General features: G+C 62.1%; 11 protein-coding genes. 10 read left to right on the forward strand and 1 reads right to left on the reverse strand.

The window, feature by feature from the left end; translation table 11 throughout:
• Window positions 1-149: 149 nt before the first annotated feature.
• Window positions 150-779 carry a LysE family translocator gene (locus EJ576_RS29040; RefSeq protein ID WP_126571710.1) on the reverse strand — a complete coding sequence of 210 codons (630 nt, stop codon included), beginning with the start codon at window positions 777-779 and terminating at the stop codon, window positions 150-152.
• A gap of 159 nt (window positions 780-938) precedes the next feature.
• Between EJ576_RS29040 and EJ576_RS29045 the strand changes: the two genes are divergently transcribed.
• The 10 genes from EJ576_RS29045 (at window position 939) to EJ576_RS29090 (ending at window position 14,547) form a co-directional block, all read left to right on the forward strand.
• Entirely contained in the window at window positions 939-1,454 is a 516-nt protein-coding gene (locus EJ576_RS29045; protein WP_028619534.1) for a sigma-70 family RNA polymerase sigma factor, read from the forward strand.
• Complete coding sequence (locus EJ576_RS29050; RefSeq protein WP_122729357.1) at window positions 1,441-2,391, forward strand: FecR domain-containing protein; 951 nt, start codon at window positions 1,441-1,443, stop codon at window positions 2,389-2,391. The genes EJ576_RS29045 and EJ576_RS29050 overlap by 14 nt, the downstream gene beginning before the upstream one ends.
• A 106-nt stretch (window positions 2,392-2,497) precedes the next feature.
• Window positions 2,498-4,981, forward strand: a complete 2,484-nt coding sequence (locus EJ576_RS29055; protein ID WP_126571711.1) for a TonB-dependent receptor — start codon at window positions 2,498-2,500, stop codon at window positions 4,979-4,981.
• Between the two features lie 433 nt (window positions 4,982-5,414).
• A complete protein-coding gene (locus EJ576_RS29060) occupies window positions 5,415-6,854 on the forward strand; it encodes an undecaprenyl-phosphate glucose phosphotransferase (RefSeq protein ID WP_122729359.1) in 1,440 nt (479 codons plus the stop codon).
• A complete protein-coding gene (locus EJ576_RS29065; protein ID WP_126571712.1) occupies window positions 6,854-8,314 on the forward strand; it encodes a mannose-1-phosphate guanylyltransferase/mannose-6-phosphate isomerase in 1,461 nt (486 codons plus the stop codon). The genes EJ576_RS29060 and EJ576_RS29065 overlap by 1 nt, the downstream gene beginning before the upstream one ends.
• A gap of 1 nt (window position 8,315) precedes the next feature.
• Window positions 8,316-9,227 carry a glycosyltransferase family 2 protein gene (locus tag EJ576_RS29070; RefSeq protein WP_122684163.1) on the forward strand — a complete coding sequence of 304 codons (912 nt, stop codon included), beginning with the start codon at window positions 8,316-8,318 and terminating at the stop codon, window positions 9,225-9,227.
• 29 nt (window positions 9,228-9,256) lie between these two features.
• Window positions 9,257-10,033 (forward strand): polysaccharide biosynthesis/export family protein, encoded by a 777-nt coding sequence (locus tag EJ576_RS29075; protein WP_028619528.1) that lies wholly within the window; start codon window positions 9,257-9,259, stop codon window positions 10,031-10,033.
• A gap of 14 nt (window positions 10,034-10,047) precedes the next feature.
• Window positions 10,048-12,039, forward strand: a complete 1,992-nt coding sequence (locus EJ576_RS29080; protein ID WP_122729363.1) for an exopolysaccharide transport family protein — start codon at window positions 10,048-10,050, stop codon at window positions 12,037-12,039.
• Window positions 12,039-13,229: a glycosyltransferase gene (locus EJ576_RS29085; RefSeq protein ID WP_126571713.1), complete on the forward strand. Its 1,191-nt coding sequence runs from the start codon at window positions 12,039-12,041 to the stop codon at window positions 13,227-13,229. Before EJ576_RS29080 ends, EJ576_RS29085 begins: the two co-directional genes overlap by 1 nt.
• Window positions 13,219-14,547: a cellulase family glycosylhydrolase gene (locus EJ576_RS29090; RefSeq protein ID WP_028619525.1), complete on the forward strand. Its 1,329-nt coding sequence runs from the start codon at window positions 13,219-13,221 to the stop codon at window positions 14,545-14,547. The genes EJ576_RS29085 and EJ576_RS29090 overlap by 11 nt, the downstream gene beginning before the upstream one ends.
• Window position 14,548 lies beyond the last annotated feature (1 nt).

Below are 14,548 nucleotides of genomic sequence, written 5' to 3' on the forward strand. Positions count from 1 at the left end.
GGATTCAAGCCGGAGTGAGGGCACACCGAGCCTAGGCGAGGTGCCGAGTGTTGGGGCAAGAGCGTTTTGCTTACTTTGCCGCTTTTGCAAAGTGAGCCGCCGTAAGGGCGGAACCATAAGCGGCCGTTACCCAAACAACGGATATGTACTCAGCCTGGCCGAGACATCACCGCCAAACGCACCGCCAGCACCGTCAGCACCGTCGCCAACCCCCACTTCTGCAACCAGGCACCTTTCGAGCGCCTGGCAAAAAACCGACTGAGCACTCCACCAAACACCCCCAGCAGCACATGAAACACCGCTGCAATCAAAGTCAGCACGCCCCCCAGCACCATCAACTGCACCGCAATAGACCCCGCCTCCGGCCGTACAAACTGCGGCAAGAACACCAGAAAAAACAGCAAAGCCTTGGGATTGAGCAAACTGTTGAGCATGGCTTGCAGGAACACCCGCCCCAAGGGCACACGACTGACATGCATGGCGTCGCCTCCAGCATTTTTCTGCAACGTCTTGAACACCAACCACAACAGGTAAACCACCCCGGCATACCGGATCAGGTCAAAGGATGGCGGCCAACTGGCAACCAATGCCGTCACCCCAGTGGCGGTCAAGGCGGTCAGCAGCAGGTCCGCCACGCCGATGCCGAGGGCCGACGCCATACCACCCCGCCAACCATGGGTCACGCCATGGCTGATCACAAAGGCCATGTTCGGCCCCGGCGATAACAGCAACAACAGCACAGCACCGGAAAATACCGCCAGGGTCGCAAGGTCGATCATGCTCAAGCCCTCCACCGGGAAAGCCCGCAGATTAGTCCGTGCACGTTAAGCGGACAAAAAATTGTGCTGGATACATTCTTCTCGGGTAATTGCGAATCGCCACGACCAACGTCTAGAATGCGAAACATTATCAATTAAGACAGCTGCGCCAGGATGCCCATGTCGAGCGATCACCCACTGGACCATGCCGCTATCGGCCAGCTTTACCATGCCCATCATGCCTGGCTGCGCGGCTGGTTGAGCCGCCGCACCGGCTGCCGTGAACACGCCGCCGACCTGGCGCAGGAAACCTTCGTGCGCCTGCTCAATGCGCGCCGTCAGCAAACCTTGCAGCAACCGCGCGCGTACTTGAGCAGCATCGCCCGCAGCCTGATGATCGACCAATACCGGCGCCGTGAACTGGAACGCGCCTACCTCGAAAGCCTCGCGCATTTCCCGCAAGTCGAGGTGCCATCGGAAGAAACCCGCCTGTTGATCCTCGATAGCCTGGAGCGCATCGACCGCCTGCTCGACCAGCTCAAGCCGCGCGTGCGCGAGGCCTTTTTGCTGGCGCAACTGGACGGCCTGACCTGCGCGCAGATCGCCCTGCGCCTGGGCGTGTCCAAGGCCACGGTGGAGCGTGACCTGTCCAAGGCCCTGCACGCGTGTTACCGGTTGCGTTATGTCGAAGGCTGACGCGCAACTGGTCGACCAGGCCATCCAGTGGATGATCACCCTGCGCTTCAATGTCGCCGACGACGCCGCCACGGCCGCGTTCGATCGCTGGCTGCACACCAGCGCCGAACACCAGCGGGTGTGGCAGCGGGTGGTGACGATGAATGACGACCTCACCCAACTGCCGGCCCAGGTCGGTCGGCATGCCCTGCGTGGGGCGCGCCAACGGATCAGTCGCCGTGAAGGCTTGAAACTGCTGGGCCTGGTGGCCGGCGCCGCCGGTTTGACCTGGCTCGGTCGCGACTACACGCCCCTGCCCGCCTTGATGGCGGACTACCGTACCGCCATCGGCGAACGACGCTGGGTGGCATTGAACGACGGCAGCCGGATCCAACTCAACAGCGCCAGCGCGATCGATGCATCGTTCAACGCAGAGCGGCGCCTGGTGCAGTTGCGCCAAGGGGAAATCGTGGTGAATACCGGGACCGACAACCGCCCGTTCTGGGTCCAGACCCGCGACGGTTACCTGCGCGCCCTCGGCACGCGATTCCTGGTGCGCGAAGAAGCCCACGGCACCCTGCTTGCCGTGCAGCAAGGCGCGGTGGCGGTGTTTGCCGACAGCCAAGCGGCCAGCGCACGCCAGGTCTTCAGGCCCGGCGAATCGGTGGTGTTCAACCGCAACGGCATTCGCCCGGCGGTCGCCAACGGCCTGGATCCCTGGGCCTGGAGCGACGGCGTGATCAGCGCCCACGACATGCGCCTGGACGACTTTCTCACCGAACTGGCCCGCTACCGCGACGGCGTGTTGCGCTGCAGCGAGGCAGTAGCCGGGTTGCGGGTGTCGGGGACTTATCAGTTGGATGACACCGACCAGGTGCTGGGCCTGGTGGCGCAATCGCTCAAGCTTGATGTCACTTACCGCAGCCGCTATTGGGTGACCGTTTCACTGCGCGTGTGATTTTTCAAAAAATAAATGAGGTGAATGCTCATTGCCGCTCGACCTGTAAGGAAAGGCCGATCAACAGGCCGGTTTTGTCCACTTCCTTCAGGAGCATTCCGCGGTCATGCAAGCGTTCCCCTCCCCACGTTACCCCCTCAAGCGCGCGGTAAAGGCCGCCTTGCTTGGCGTCTGCCTGAGTGGCGCCCTGCCCTTGGCCGTGATGGCCGAAACCCCGGCCAGCGACACCCAGGCCCGCGACTGGAACATCGCCGCCGGCGCCCTGGCCAACGCGCTGGACCAGTTCGCCCGCCAGGCCGGCATCAGCCTGTCGTACGACGCCACCAGTGTCGCCGGCAAAACCAGCTCGGGCCTCAATGGACGCTTTGATCCTCAGCAAGCGCTCGAACAACTGCTGCGCGGCCAGGGCCTGCAAGCCCAACGCCAAGGCAACAGCACCTGGATGCTGCTGCCGCAAGCAGGCGACGCCAGCACACTGAACCTGGGCGCCACATTGATCAACGGCGAACGTTTGGGCGCCACCACCGACGGCACCGGTTCCTACACTACCGGCGCGGTCACCATCGGCAAGGGCGAACACAGCCTGCGGGAAACCCCGCAATCGGTGAGTGTGATGACCCGCCAATTCATGGACGACCAGAACGTCACCACCATCGATGACGTGATGGAACGCACGCCAGGCATCACCTCCTACGAATCACCCATGGGCGGCAAGTACTTCTACTCCCGAGGCTTCAAAATGCTCGGCCAATACCAATACGACGGCGTGCCCCTGGACATGGGCAAGGACTACGTCCAGGCCGACAGTTTCAGTGCGAATATGGCGATCTACGACCGTGTGGAAGTGCTCAAGGGCGCCGCCGGCATGCTCAAGGGGGCCGGCACCGCCAGCGGTGCGGTGAACTTCGTGCGCAAGCGGCCCCAGGCCAAGCCCACCACCAGCCTGTCGTTGTCCGCCGGCACCTGGGACAACTACCGTGCCGATGTCGACACCGGCGGCCCGCTGAATGACAGCGGCACCCTGCGTGGTCGTGCGGCGGTGAGCCAACAGACTCGCGGCTCCTACATGGACATCGCCAAGCGCCAGGATCAGGCGTTCTACGGCGCGCTGGATTTCGACCTCACGCCAGACACCACCCTGGGTGTCGGCGCGAGCTACGAAGATGTCGACGCCACCCCGTGCTGGGGCGGGCTGCCGCGCTACGCCGACGGCAAAAGCGCCAACCTGAGCCGCTCGACCTGCCTCGGCCAATCCTGGAACGACTGGCAAAGCCGGCGCACCACGTTCTTCGCTGACGTGACCCACCACTTCAACGATGATTGGAAACTCAAGGTCGCGGCGGTACACAGCCGCAATCTGCAAGACACAAAATATGCCGCCAGCGAAGGCACCATCAACTACGGTGACCCGGCGCCCACGGCCAACTCCTATGCGGCGTTGATGGACTACGACCACAAGGACTACGGCCTCGACGCCTATATAGACGGCAAGTTCGAAGCCTTCGGCCTGGAGCATGAACTGATCCTCGGCGCCAACGGCAGCCGCGGCACCCAGGACGACGTGTACGCGATTCAGAACCTGCCCAAGCGCCAGAGCATCTATCAACCCGACCACCACTTCCCGGAACCGACCAACAACACCTTCTGGCCGAACATGTACCGTGGTGGCACGGTCAAGGAAACCGCCACGCAATACGGCACCTACGCCACCTTGCGCCTGCGCCTGGCCGAGCCGTTGATGTTCATCGTGGGCAGCCGCGTGAGCTGGTATGACAACCGTCGCGAGTCCTACAACCTGGGTTGGGGCGAGTGGTCGCTGCAGGATGCACACAGCAAGGAAACCGGCGAAGTCACGCCGTTCGCCGCGCTGATCTACGACCTTGACGAGCACCTGTCGGTGTACGCCAGCTACGCGGATATCTTCCAGCCGCAAAGTTCCTACGCCACCGCCGACGGCGCAGCGCTCAAGCCCAAGATCGGTGACAACTATGAGCTGGGCATCAAGGGCGAATGGTTCGACGGTCGCCTCAACAGCTCCCTGGCCCTGTTCCGTTCCATCGAGAAAAATGGTGCCGAAACCGACTACGCCAGTTTCTGCCCGACCTCCGCCGATGGCTATTGCTACACCGACAAAGGCAAGGTGCGCGCCCAGGGCGTAGAGGCCGAAATCAGCGGTGAAGTGCTCGAGCGCCTGCAAGTATTCGGCGGCTACACCTACACCCAGACCAAGTCCCTGAACAACATCGACACCCTTAAAGAAGGTGGCGTATCCAACACCTACGTGCCTCGGCACATGCTACGGCTGTGGGGTGACTATCAGCTCGACGGTGCGTTGTCGAAATGGAGCGTAGGCACCGGTGTCAATGCACAAAGCAGCAACTACCGCGTGCAGGGCATCAAGCTCGAACAGGCCGGTTATGCGACCTGGAACGCCCGCGTGGCGTACCGTATCGACGACACTTGGACCGTCGCACTCAACGGAAATAACTTGTTTGATAAAAGCTACTTCAACACCGTCGGCACAGCCTCCTGGGGCAACTTCTACGGTGAACCGCGTAATTTCACCGTGAGTTTGAAAGGCGACTTCTGATCCGGCAAAAGCCCCGAAAGCAGGGCGCTTAGTGCGCCCTGCAACTCCCTCTTTGTCCCCCTTTCCTACGTCGCTTCGAAAAAGGTTTTTCCATTAAGCAGGAAAAATCTCACATTTGTTCCTACACTCAAAATCAGCCCTGATGACCGAGTGTCCAGACAAGGAACGTCAATAAAATGCCGAACAAAAGACTCATTAAGCTGTCTAGCATGCCATTTCCGCACCACAGTCAATTCATTGACTGAGTACAGTAAGGGAACACTCCTTTAGTCACTACCCCCGCAAAACCCCCTTCAAATGGATAGCTACATTTTGAATGGAAAGTTGCGTATTACCCAGAGTAGCCAGTTTGACCAGCGCTCCAAAGCAGCCTGCTGCTTTAGTGAACAAACAATCAAACAGCGAAGCCTGGAGTGCAATGAGGGATGTTTTTATGCGAGAGAAGTCGTCCGTCGACAGTTTGTTTTTAACGCGCGCCGGGTTTGTTGAGTTTTTTGTTGTTTTCGTCAAATTGATCCATGGCCTGACGGCCATTTTGCCCCCACTGGTCCTGGTGTTCTTCCTGGACCCGATGGACCCAGAGCTGCGTGCCCACTTCCTGGGCCTGCTGGTGTTTTTCGCGGTACTGACCATCATTCTGTTCCAGGCCCTGGGCATCTATTCCGAAGAATTGTTCAGCAACCGGCTGCGCCTGAAAACCAAGATCAAGGCCTGGTCGGCGGCCTTCTGTTTCCTGTTGTTCATGTACCAGATCCTGCAAATGTTCCCGCAATTGACCCCACGCAACCTGGTGACATGGTATGTGGCCAGCCTGGCGTTGTTCTGCGTGGAGCGCTTGGTGATGCTGCGGCTGTACCGTCGGCTGATGCGTGCCGGGAAATACCTGCAACGCACGGTGATCCTGGGTTTTACCGACACCGCCGTGCACGTCGCCGATCACCTGCAGCGCAACGGAGATATCCGCTCCGGCCTGATCGGTTTCATCGACGACCGCACCGAGCGCATTCCCAAGGAGCTGAGCAAACTGCCCCTGCTGGGCAACACCCGCGACCTGGAAAAACTGATCCGCGCCGAGCAGGTCAATCAAGTGATGATCTGCCTGCCTTGGGCCGCCGAGCAGCGCATCCACGGTTTGGTCAACCGCCTGCGGCAGTTATCGGTGAACGTGATGCTCGTGCCGGACATGGCCGCCCTGCGCTACGGCCACAGCAAGATCACCGATGTGGGCGGCATCCTGATGTTCAACACCTCGCAATTGCCATTGCGCGGCTGGTCGCCGGTGATCAAGCGCTGTGAGGACTTCCTGCTGGCCAGCCTCGCGCTGGTGTGCCTATCGCCGGTGATGCTGGCAACGGCGATTGCGATCAAGCTCGACTCCAAAGGCCCGGTGCTGTTTCGCCAGAACCGCTACGGCTACAACGACAATGAAATCCGCGTGTTCAAGTTCCGCTCGATGTTCACCGATCAGAGCGACTTCACTGCCGAACGCCAGACCACCCGCGAAGACCCGCGCATCACCCGTGTGGGCCGCATCATCCGCAAGACCAGCATCGACGAGCTGCCGCAACTGTTCAACGTGCTGCTGGGCAACATGTCCATGGTCGGCCCGCGCCCGCATGCCACGGCAACCAAAGCGGCGGGCGTTCCCTTCGAAGTGGCGGTGAGCGAATACAGCTCACGGCATCGGGTGAAGCCGGGCATCACCGGCTGGGCACAGATCAACGGTTACCGGGGGGAGACCGACACCCTGTTCAAGATCCAGAAACGGGTCGAGTACGACTTGGAGTACATCTCCAAGTGGTCGGTGTGGTTTGACTTGTACATCGTCTTCATGACGGTCCCGGCCGTCCTTTCCACCAAGGAAGTCTATTGATGAACACACTCAACGGATTAATTCCCTGCATCATTTCCGGTGGTTCGGGCACGCGGCTGTGGCCGGTGTCTCGGCAGAACATGCCCAAGCCGTTCATGCGCATGCGCGACGGCCAGAGCCTGCTGCAAAAAACCTTCCAGCGCGCCGCCAAATTGCCCGGCGTAGAAAGCGTATTGACGGTGACCAACCGCGACCTGCTGTTCCGCACCCTGGATGATTATCGCCCGGTCAACAAAGCCCACCTGCCCCTCGACCTGTTGTTGGAGCCGTTTGGCCGCAACACGGCGGCCGCGATCGCTGTGGCGGCGCTGCATGTGCAGGAACACTACGGCGGCGACGCGCAGTTGCTGGTGATGCCCGCCGACCATTTGATCCTCGATGAAGTGGCGTTCGCCGAAGCCGTGACCCGGGCCCGCGAGCTGGCCGAAGCCGGCTACCTGGTGACCTTCGGCATCCAGCCGGACCACCCGGAAACCGGCTTTGGCTACATCGAACAAGGCGAGCCGTTAAGCACAGGCAATCGGGTCAAACGCTTTGTCGAAAAGCCCGACCTGGCCACCGCCCAAGCCTACCTCGACGGCGGCAAGCACCTGTGGAACGGCGGCATGTTCTGCTTCAAGGCCAGCACCTTGGTGGACGAGCTCGCCATCCATGCCCCTGATGTGCTGGAAGCGGCGCGCGCCGCGCTCGACCACAGCCAGAGCCTGCAAAACAAGAGCTCGCACCAGCGTGAACTGGACTCGGACGCCTTCGGCCGTGCGCCGGATATTTCCATCGACGTGGCGCTGATGGAGAAGTCCAAGCAAGTCGCCGTGGTGCCTTGCGACATCGGCTGGAGCGATATCGGTTCCTGGGAAGCCCTGCGCCAACTCACCCCCAGCGACGCTCATGGCAACCAGGTCAATGGCGAGGCGATTCTGCATGACGTGCACAACTGCTACATCGACTCGCCCAAGCGCGTCCTTGGCGCCGTGGGTGTGCGCGACCTGATCATCGTCGACACCCCGGACGCCCTGCTGATCGCCGACGCCCACCGCAGCCAGGATGTGCGCTACATCGTCGCCGAGCTCAAGCGCCAGAACCATCCGGCGTACAGCCTGCACCGCACGGTCACCCGGCCGTGGGGTACCTACACCGTGCTGGAAGAAAGCAGTCGCTTCAAGATCAAACGCATCGTGGTCAAGCCGCAAGCGTCGCTGTCGCTGCAGATGCACCACCACCGCAGCGAGCACTGGGTAGTGGTTAGCGGTGCGGCGCAGATCACCAACGGCGAGCGCGAGTTCCTGATCAACGCCAACGAGTCCACCTACATCCCCGCCGGGCACAAACACCGCCTGACCAACCCCGGCATCATCGACCTGGTGATGATCGAGGTGCAGAGCGGCGAGTACCTGGGCGAGGACGACATCGTGCGCTTCGACGACATCTACGGGCGCGCCCCGGCAGACGTGAAGAAATGACATGCGTACGTCACTGATCATCCCGACCCGTAACGCTTCCAGCCACCTGGCGCGCCTGTTGCCGGCACTGAAGATGCAGACCCTGCAACCTGACGAGATGCTGGTGGTGGACAGCGCCTCCAGTGATGACACCGTGGCGCGCTTTCGCGAATTCGGCGCACGGGTCGAAGTGATCGACGCTCGCGACTTCAACCACGGCGGCACACGGCGCTGGGCCAGCGAACAAGTGGCCGGCGACGCGCTGATCGTGATGACTCAGGACGCGATCCCCGCCACCCCGGAGACCTTCGCCAACCTGCTCGCCGAATTGCAGCAGGACCCGCTCTACGGCGTGGCCTACGGCCGCCAGCTGCCGCATCCGGATGCGGGTGTGCTGGGCGCGCAATCGCGACACTTCAATTACCCCGAGCAGAGCCGCAGCAAGAGCCTGGCCGATGCGCCGGAGCTGGGGATCAAGACCTGCTTCAGTTCCGACTCGTTTTCCGTGTACCGGCGCAGTGTGCTGGAAGCGGTGGGCGGTTTTCCGGCGGATGTGATCGGCAGCGAAGACGCCTATGTCGCGGCGCGCATGCTGCTCGAAGGCTACAAAGTGCGCTACGCCGCCACGGCGCTGGTGCATCATTCCCACGATTACAAACTCTTGGATGAATTTCACCGCTACTTCGATATCGGCGTGTTCTACGGTCGCGAACCGTGGATCAAACAGGCCTTTGGCGACGCGGGTGGCGAAGGCAAGCGCTATGTGCTGGCCGAACTCGCGGCCTTGCGCAAAGCCGGAGCCTTGCACCGCGCCCCCGAAGTGCTGGTGCGCAGTGCGTTCAAACTGCTCGGCTACCGGCTGGGCCATCTGGAGCGTCGCCTCCCCCTCGCCCTCAAGCGGCGCATCAGCATGTTTCCCGGTTATTGGAGGTGAGCATCATGACCCACAGGAAGTCCCCCTTGATGAAACGAACCCTGCTCGTCGTGGCCATGTTGGCACTGGCCGCCTGCAATACGCCGGCACGCATCGTCCCGCCCGACGGCGATACGGTCGAGGAAGGCAAACGTGCCCTCGACCAGCTTGCCCAACTGCCGCCGGCGGTGGAACGCATCCGCATCGGCGACCAGTTGCGCATCGTGCGCGATGCCGGCGAAATGCCGACACTGTCGGCGTTCAACGTCAGCACCATTTATGAGCTGACGCTGTACACGGTGCAGACCGACGGCAAGATCAACTACCCGTTCCTGGGGCCGGTGCAGGTCGCCGGTCGCCCGCCTTCGGAGCTGGCCACGGAGTTGACTACCAAACTGGCGCCCATTTACCGCGAACCGCGCGTAACGGTAAACATCAACCAGGCGCCGGGCAGCTCGATCATCGTCGGCGGCGCGGTGAACAACCCGACGGCGGTGCAGCTCGGCACTGCCAACACCCTGGAACAAGCCATTATCGGTGCCGGCGGCGTCAGCCCGGCGGGTAATGCGAGCATGGTCGCCCTGCTGCGCGAAGACGCCCAGGGCGCATATCGCGCGTACTTCCTGGACTTCAGCCAGTTACTCAAGACCGGCCCCAACGGCCGCAAACCCGTGCATCTGCAACGCGGCGATGTGGTGTTCGTGCCCAAATCCAACGTGGGCGAACGCATCCAAGGGGTGGATACCTACATGAACCAACTGATCCCATTCACCAAGTCCATTGGGGTGGGCTACAACTACACCCGAACCAGCGGCGGCAATAACTAAAGGAGCGACATCCCATGATCGAGATCCGTTCTTTTCGTGATCTTCTGCGCTTGTTCTTCATCTTCCGGCACGAGTTCAAACTGGCGGCGATTGCCGCGCTGGTGATCATCCTGCTGGGGGCGTTCCTGCTGCCGGCCAAGTACGAATCCACCGCGCGGCTGTTGGTGAAGCCGGGGCGTGATTCGACCTTGCCCATCGAGATCAGCAACCGCCAGGCGCTGGTGATGCCCAGCACCCAGCGTGACCCGATTGTCGACGAGGAGCGCCTGCTAACCGGCCGCCCCATCGTGCGTGCGGTGGCCGAGCATTACCTGGAAGTGATCGAAAACGCACCGCCTCCGGAAGGTTTCTGGAAACGCACCAAGTACTACGTCAAGAGCGGCGTGGGGGCGGTGTTCGACGGCGTGCGCGTGGTCATGGAAACCGTGGGCATCGTCGAAAAAACCACTGCAGTCGAACGCCTGGCCGCCAGCCTGGAGAAGAACTTCGAGGTGAGCCACGCCGCCGGCTCCACGGTGATGGACATCACGTTCAAGTGGAGCGACCCGGAAATCGCCCAGGCGGTGGTCAAGGATTGGGTCGAGACCTACATCAACGAGCGCACCGAGGCCTTGGGCCGCAAGAGCCTGTATGCCTTCTATGAAGGCCAGGTGGCCAACAGCGCGACCGAGATCAAGAGTTACAAGGAACAGATCCTCACGCACCTGAACCAGATCGGCGCGGCGAGCATCACCGACCGCCTGGAGGATCTGTCCGAGCGCATCAACGTACTGCGCGGCGAGACCTTCAATACCACGCGGCTGATCGCGTCCTCCGATAGTGCCATTGCGAGCACGCGCACCCAGCTCAAGGGCCAGCCCAAGGAAGTCACCACGGTGCGCCAGATCGCACTGAACCCGCAGCAGCAGGATTTGCGTCGCCTGCTCAACCAGAAGCTGCTGGAAAAGGCCGACATGATGCGCACCTACACCGACAACGCGCCGCCGGTCAAAGCCCTGGACGCGTCAATTCGGGCCATGCAGGTGCAGGTCAACAACGAGAGCAACACGGTGCAAGCCTCGGAAAACCGTGCGCCAAACACCCTGGAAATCCACTTGCAGCGCGTGTTGCTGGATGAAACCAGCAACAACCTGGCGCTGCGTACCCAACTGGTTCAACAGCAGAAACAACTGGTGAACCTGGAAGCGCAGCGCAAGGAGGCCCTGGAGATTGAACCGGAGCTGGCCCGCCTCTCCCGGGAGCTGAACACCACCGAGCGCAACTACGCGCTGTACGTGGATAACCTGGAAAAATCGCGCATCGACCGTGAGCTGGACAACAGCCAGATCAGCAACATCGCCGTGATCGAAGAAGCCACCCTGAACCCGGGCCGCATCTTCCCGAAAACCCTGGTGATGCTGGTGTTGGCGATCCCGTTTGCCATCGTGGTCGGCCTGCTGGTGATCTACCTGTGCTACCTGCTCGACCAGCGGATTCACGACGGCGGCCTGGTGGAGCGCAAGTTCGGCCTGCCCCTGTGGACCACCCTGCCGGAGCTGGACACCTCCACCGCGCAAACTACCAACGCGTTCAATGCGAGCATCTACCGTTTGTACAGCCTGCTGCAGCCCGACCGCATTGCCGAGCAAGGCCTGACCCTGGGCCTGACCTCGGCGCGCCATGGCGAAGGGGTGACCTTCGTGGTGGAGCAACTGCGCCAATTGCTGCATGAGAACGGCATCAATGTGCGGGTCGGTGGGCTGGAAGCCGCCGCGCCGGGCGAAGTGGTGCTGCTCGACGCCTCGGCCCTGCTGGACAACCGCGAAGCGTTCGTCAACCTGCGCCGCGCCGACCTGATCGGCCTGGTGGTGGAAGCGCGCAAAAGTACCGTGCCGGTGGTGGAGCATGCGCTGTCGATCCTCAACACCGCGTTTGGCAAGGTGGACGGCATCATCATCAACCGTCGCAAGTTCGAAGTGCCGAGCAAAGTGCTGCACACCATCGGCAAATACCGGGGAGCGTTCTGATGCGCATCGCCTTGCTCGCGCCCTTGCCGCCGGAAAAGAACGGGATCGCCGACTACGCGAACCATTTCCGCACGGCACTGGAACAACTCGGTGTGACGGTGCTGACACCGTTGGCCGGCGTGGCGGGCAATTGCGAGGCGATCAAGCAAGCCATCGGCGGTTTCGACTGGCAAAGCGTCGATCTGGTGCACGCCGAACTGGGCGGCGGGCGGCTCGGGGAATTCCTGGCCTTGCGTGAACTGCGCAAGGCTTATCCGCAGTTGCCGTTGACCGCCACCGTGCATGATCCGGAGCGCATCGTGTGGCGGCGTGAGCACCTGCCCTTCCCCTTGAATCTGTTGGAACGCCTACCCAGCCCATTGCCCCAGGCGGCGGTGGTGCTGGCCGACCCGCTGACCCTGCGCGAAGAACGCCAGGTCGCCAAGGGGCTGACCCGGCTGGTGACCCTGACCCGCCTGGGTGCAGACTGCTTGACCCAGCGCATGCAACTGCCGGCCGGCAAAGTCGCAGTGATCAACCACGCCAACCTGGCGATTGCACCCGCGCCTCTGCCGTCGCTGGACACCCTGCGGCTGCTGTATTTCGGCTTTATCTACCGGGGCAAAGGCATCGAAGACCTGGTGCAAGCCTTGGCGGATGTCTTCAAGCAAGCCCCCGAATTGCGCGACCGCGTGCGCTTGACCCTGGCCGGCGGCACCGCCGCCGAAATGGCGTTTGGCGCGGGCGGCAACTACCTGGAACAGCTGAACGCGCAGATCGCGGCATTGGGCCTGACCGACGCCATCGACTGGCAACTGAACCTGCCGGCCGATCAGATCGCCCAGACCATCCAGGCCCACCATGTAATGGTGCTGCCCTACCGTGAATCGAAAAAACTCGGCCTGCTCGGGCGCCAGCGCGGCACCAGTGGCGCGTTGTCCTGGGCCGCCGCCTGCGGGCGCGGCGCGATCACTTCCGACGCGCGCGCGTTCGCCGAGGAAGTCGCCAGCGGCAACGGCGCGATCTACCCCGAAGGGGATGTGGCCGCGCTGGGCGAACAACTGCTGCGCCTGGCCCGCACGCCATCGCTGGCGCGGGATTGGGCCGAGCGCGCCGGGGAAATCGGCCGCGAACGCCTGTGGCCGTTGACCGCGCAAAAATTCAAACAGCTCTTCGAGCAAGCTATCAGCGGAGCCCCTTATGGCGCGTAAACGCACCTATCTCGCTACCTTTGCGCTGGTTGCCGCCTTGGGCCTGACCGCATTCTTATGGGGGCGCCAGGCGGATGCCGAAAGCCATGTGCTCAAGGGCTCCAAAGAAGTGGTGTGGAAGGATTTTCTGGGGGTGAATGCGCAGTTCCTGTGGTTCAGCCCCGAGCGTTATCAAAAGCAGATCGACCGCCTCAAGGCCCTGGGCCTGGAGTGGGTGCGCCTGGATTTGCACTGGGACCAGTTGGAAACCGCGCAAAACCAATACAAGCTCGCCACCCTCGATGAACTGGTGGGCAAGCTGCAACAGAACCAGATCAAGTCAGTGTTTTACCTGGTGGGTTCGGCACGCTTTATCACCAGCGCGCCACCGCTGTCGCTGTACCCGGACCAGTACCCACCAAAAGACCCCAACGTGTTCGCCAACCGCATGGCGCTGCTCTCCCAGCGCTACCCCAGCGTCGATGCCTGGCAAGTCTGGAACGAACCGAACCTGATCGGCTTCTGGCGCCCGGTGGCGGACCCGGCCGGCTACGCGAACCTGTTGACCGTCACCACCAACGCCTTGCGCGCCGTGAACCCGAACAAACCGGTGGTCGCCGCCGGCATGGCGTTCTTCAGTGAAATGCCCAACGGCCAGACCATGTTCGACGCCTTGGGCGCACTGGGTTTGGCCAGCCTGAACACGATCATCTCCTACCACCCCTACACCCAACTGCCCGAAGGCAACGACCCGGCCAACCTGGACTTCATCGCCAAGACCACTCAGCTCAACCAGGCCCTGCGCAACGGCGGCGTGCAAACCTTGTGGAGTACCGAGTGGGGCTGGTCGACCTACAAGGGGCCCAAAGACGCCCAGGACATCATCACGCCACAGGCGCAGGCCGACTACGTGGTGCGCCGCCTGGCGCTGATGAGCGCGATGGATTACGACAAGATTTTCCTGTTCACCCTGAGCGACCTCGACCAGCGCGCCAGCGTGCGTGATCGCTCCTATGGCTTGCTGGACATCGACACCAATCCCAAGCCGGTCTACACCGCGCTGAAGAACTTCCTCGATATCAGCGGACCGAAGCTCACACCGGGCGATCCGCCAGCCGCCGACGCGCTGCCCGACGGCTTGTTCAGCATTGGCTGGACCCGCACCGACGGGCGCAAGCTGTGGTTTTTCTGGTCAGCCCTAGGCGGCAACGCGCACTTGCCGGGCTTGGCCAGCGCCACCCTGTACGACCCGCTACGCGGCACACAAACCCCGGTGAGCGGCACCGATGGCCTGACCGTTCCGGTCAAGTCGAACCTGCAAATTCTGTTATGGGAGTGAG

This window comes from Pseudomonas sp. C 49-2, from assembly GCF_003970195.1.
GTDB classification, from domain to species: domain Bacteria; phylum Pseudomonadota; class Gammaproteobacteria; order Pseudomonadales; family Pseudomonadaceae; genus Aquipseudomonas; species Aquipseudomonas canadensis.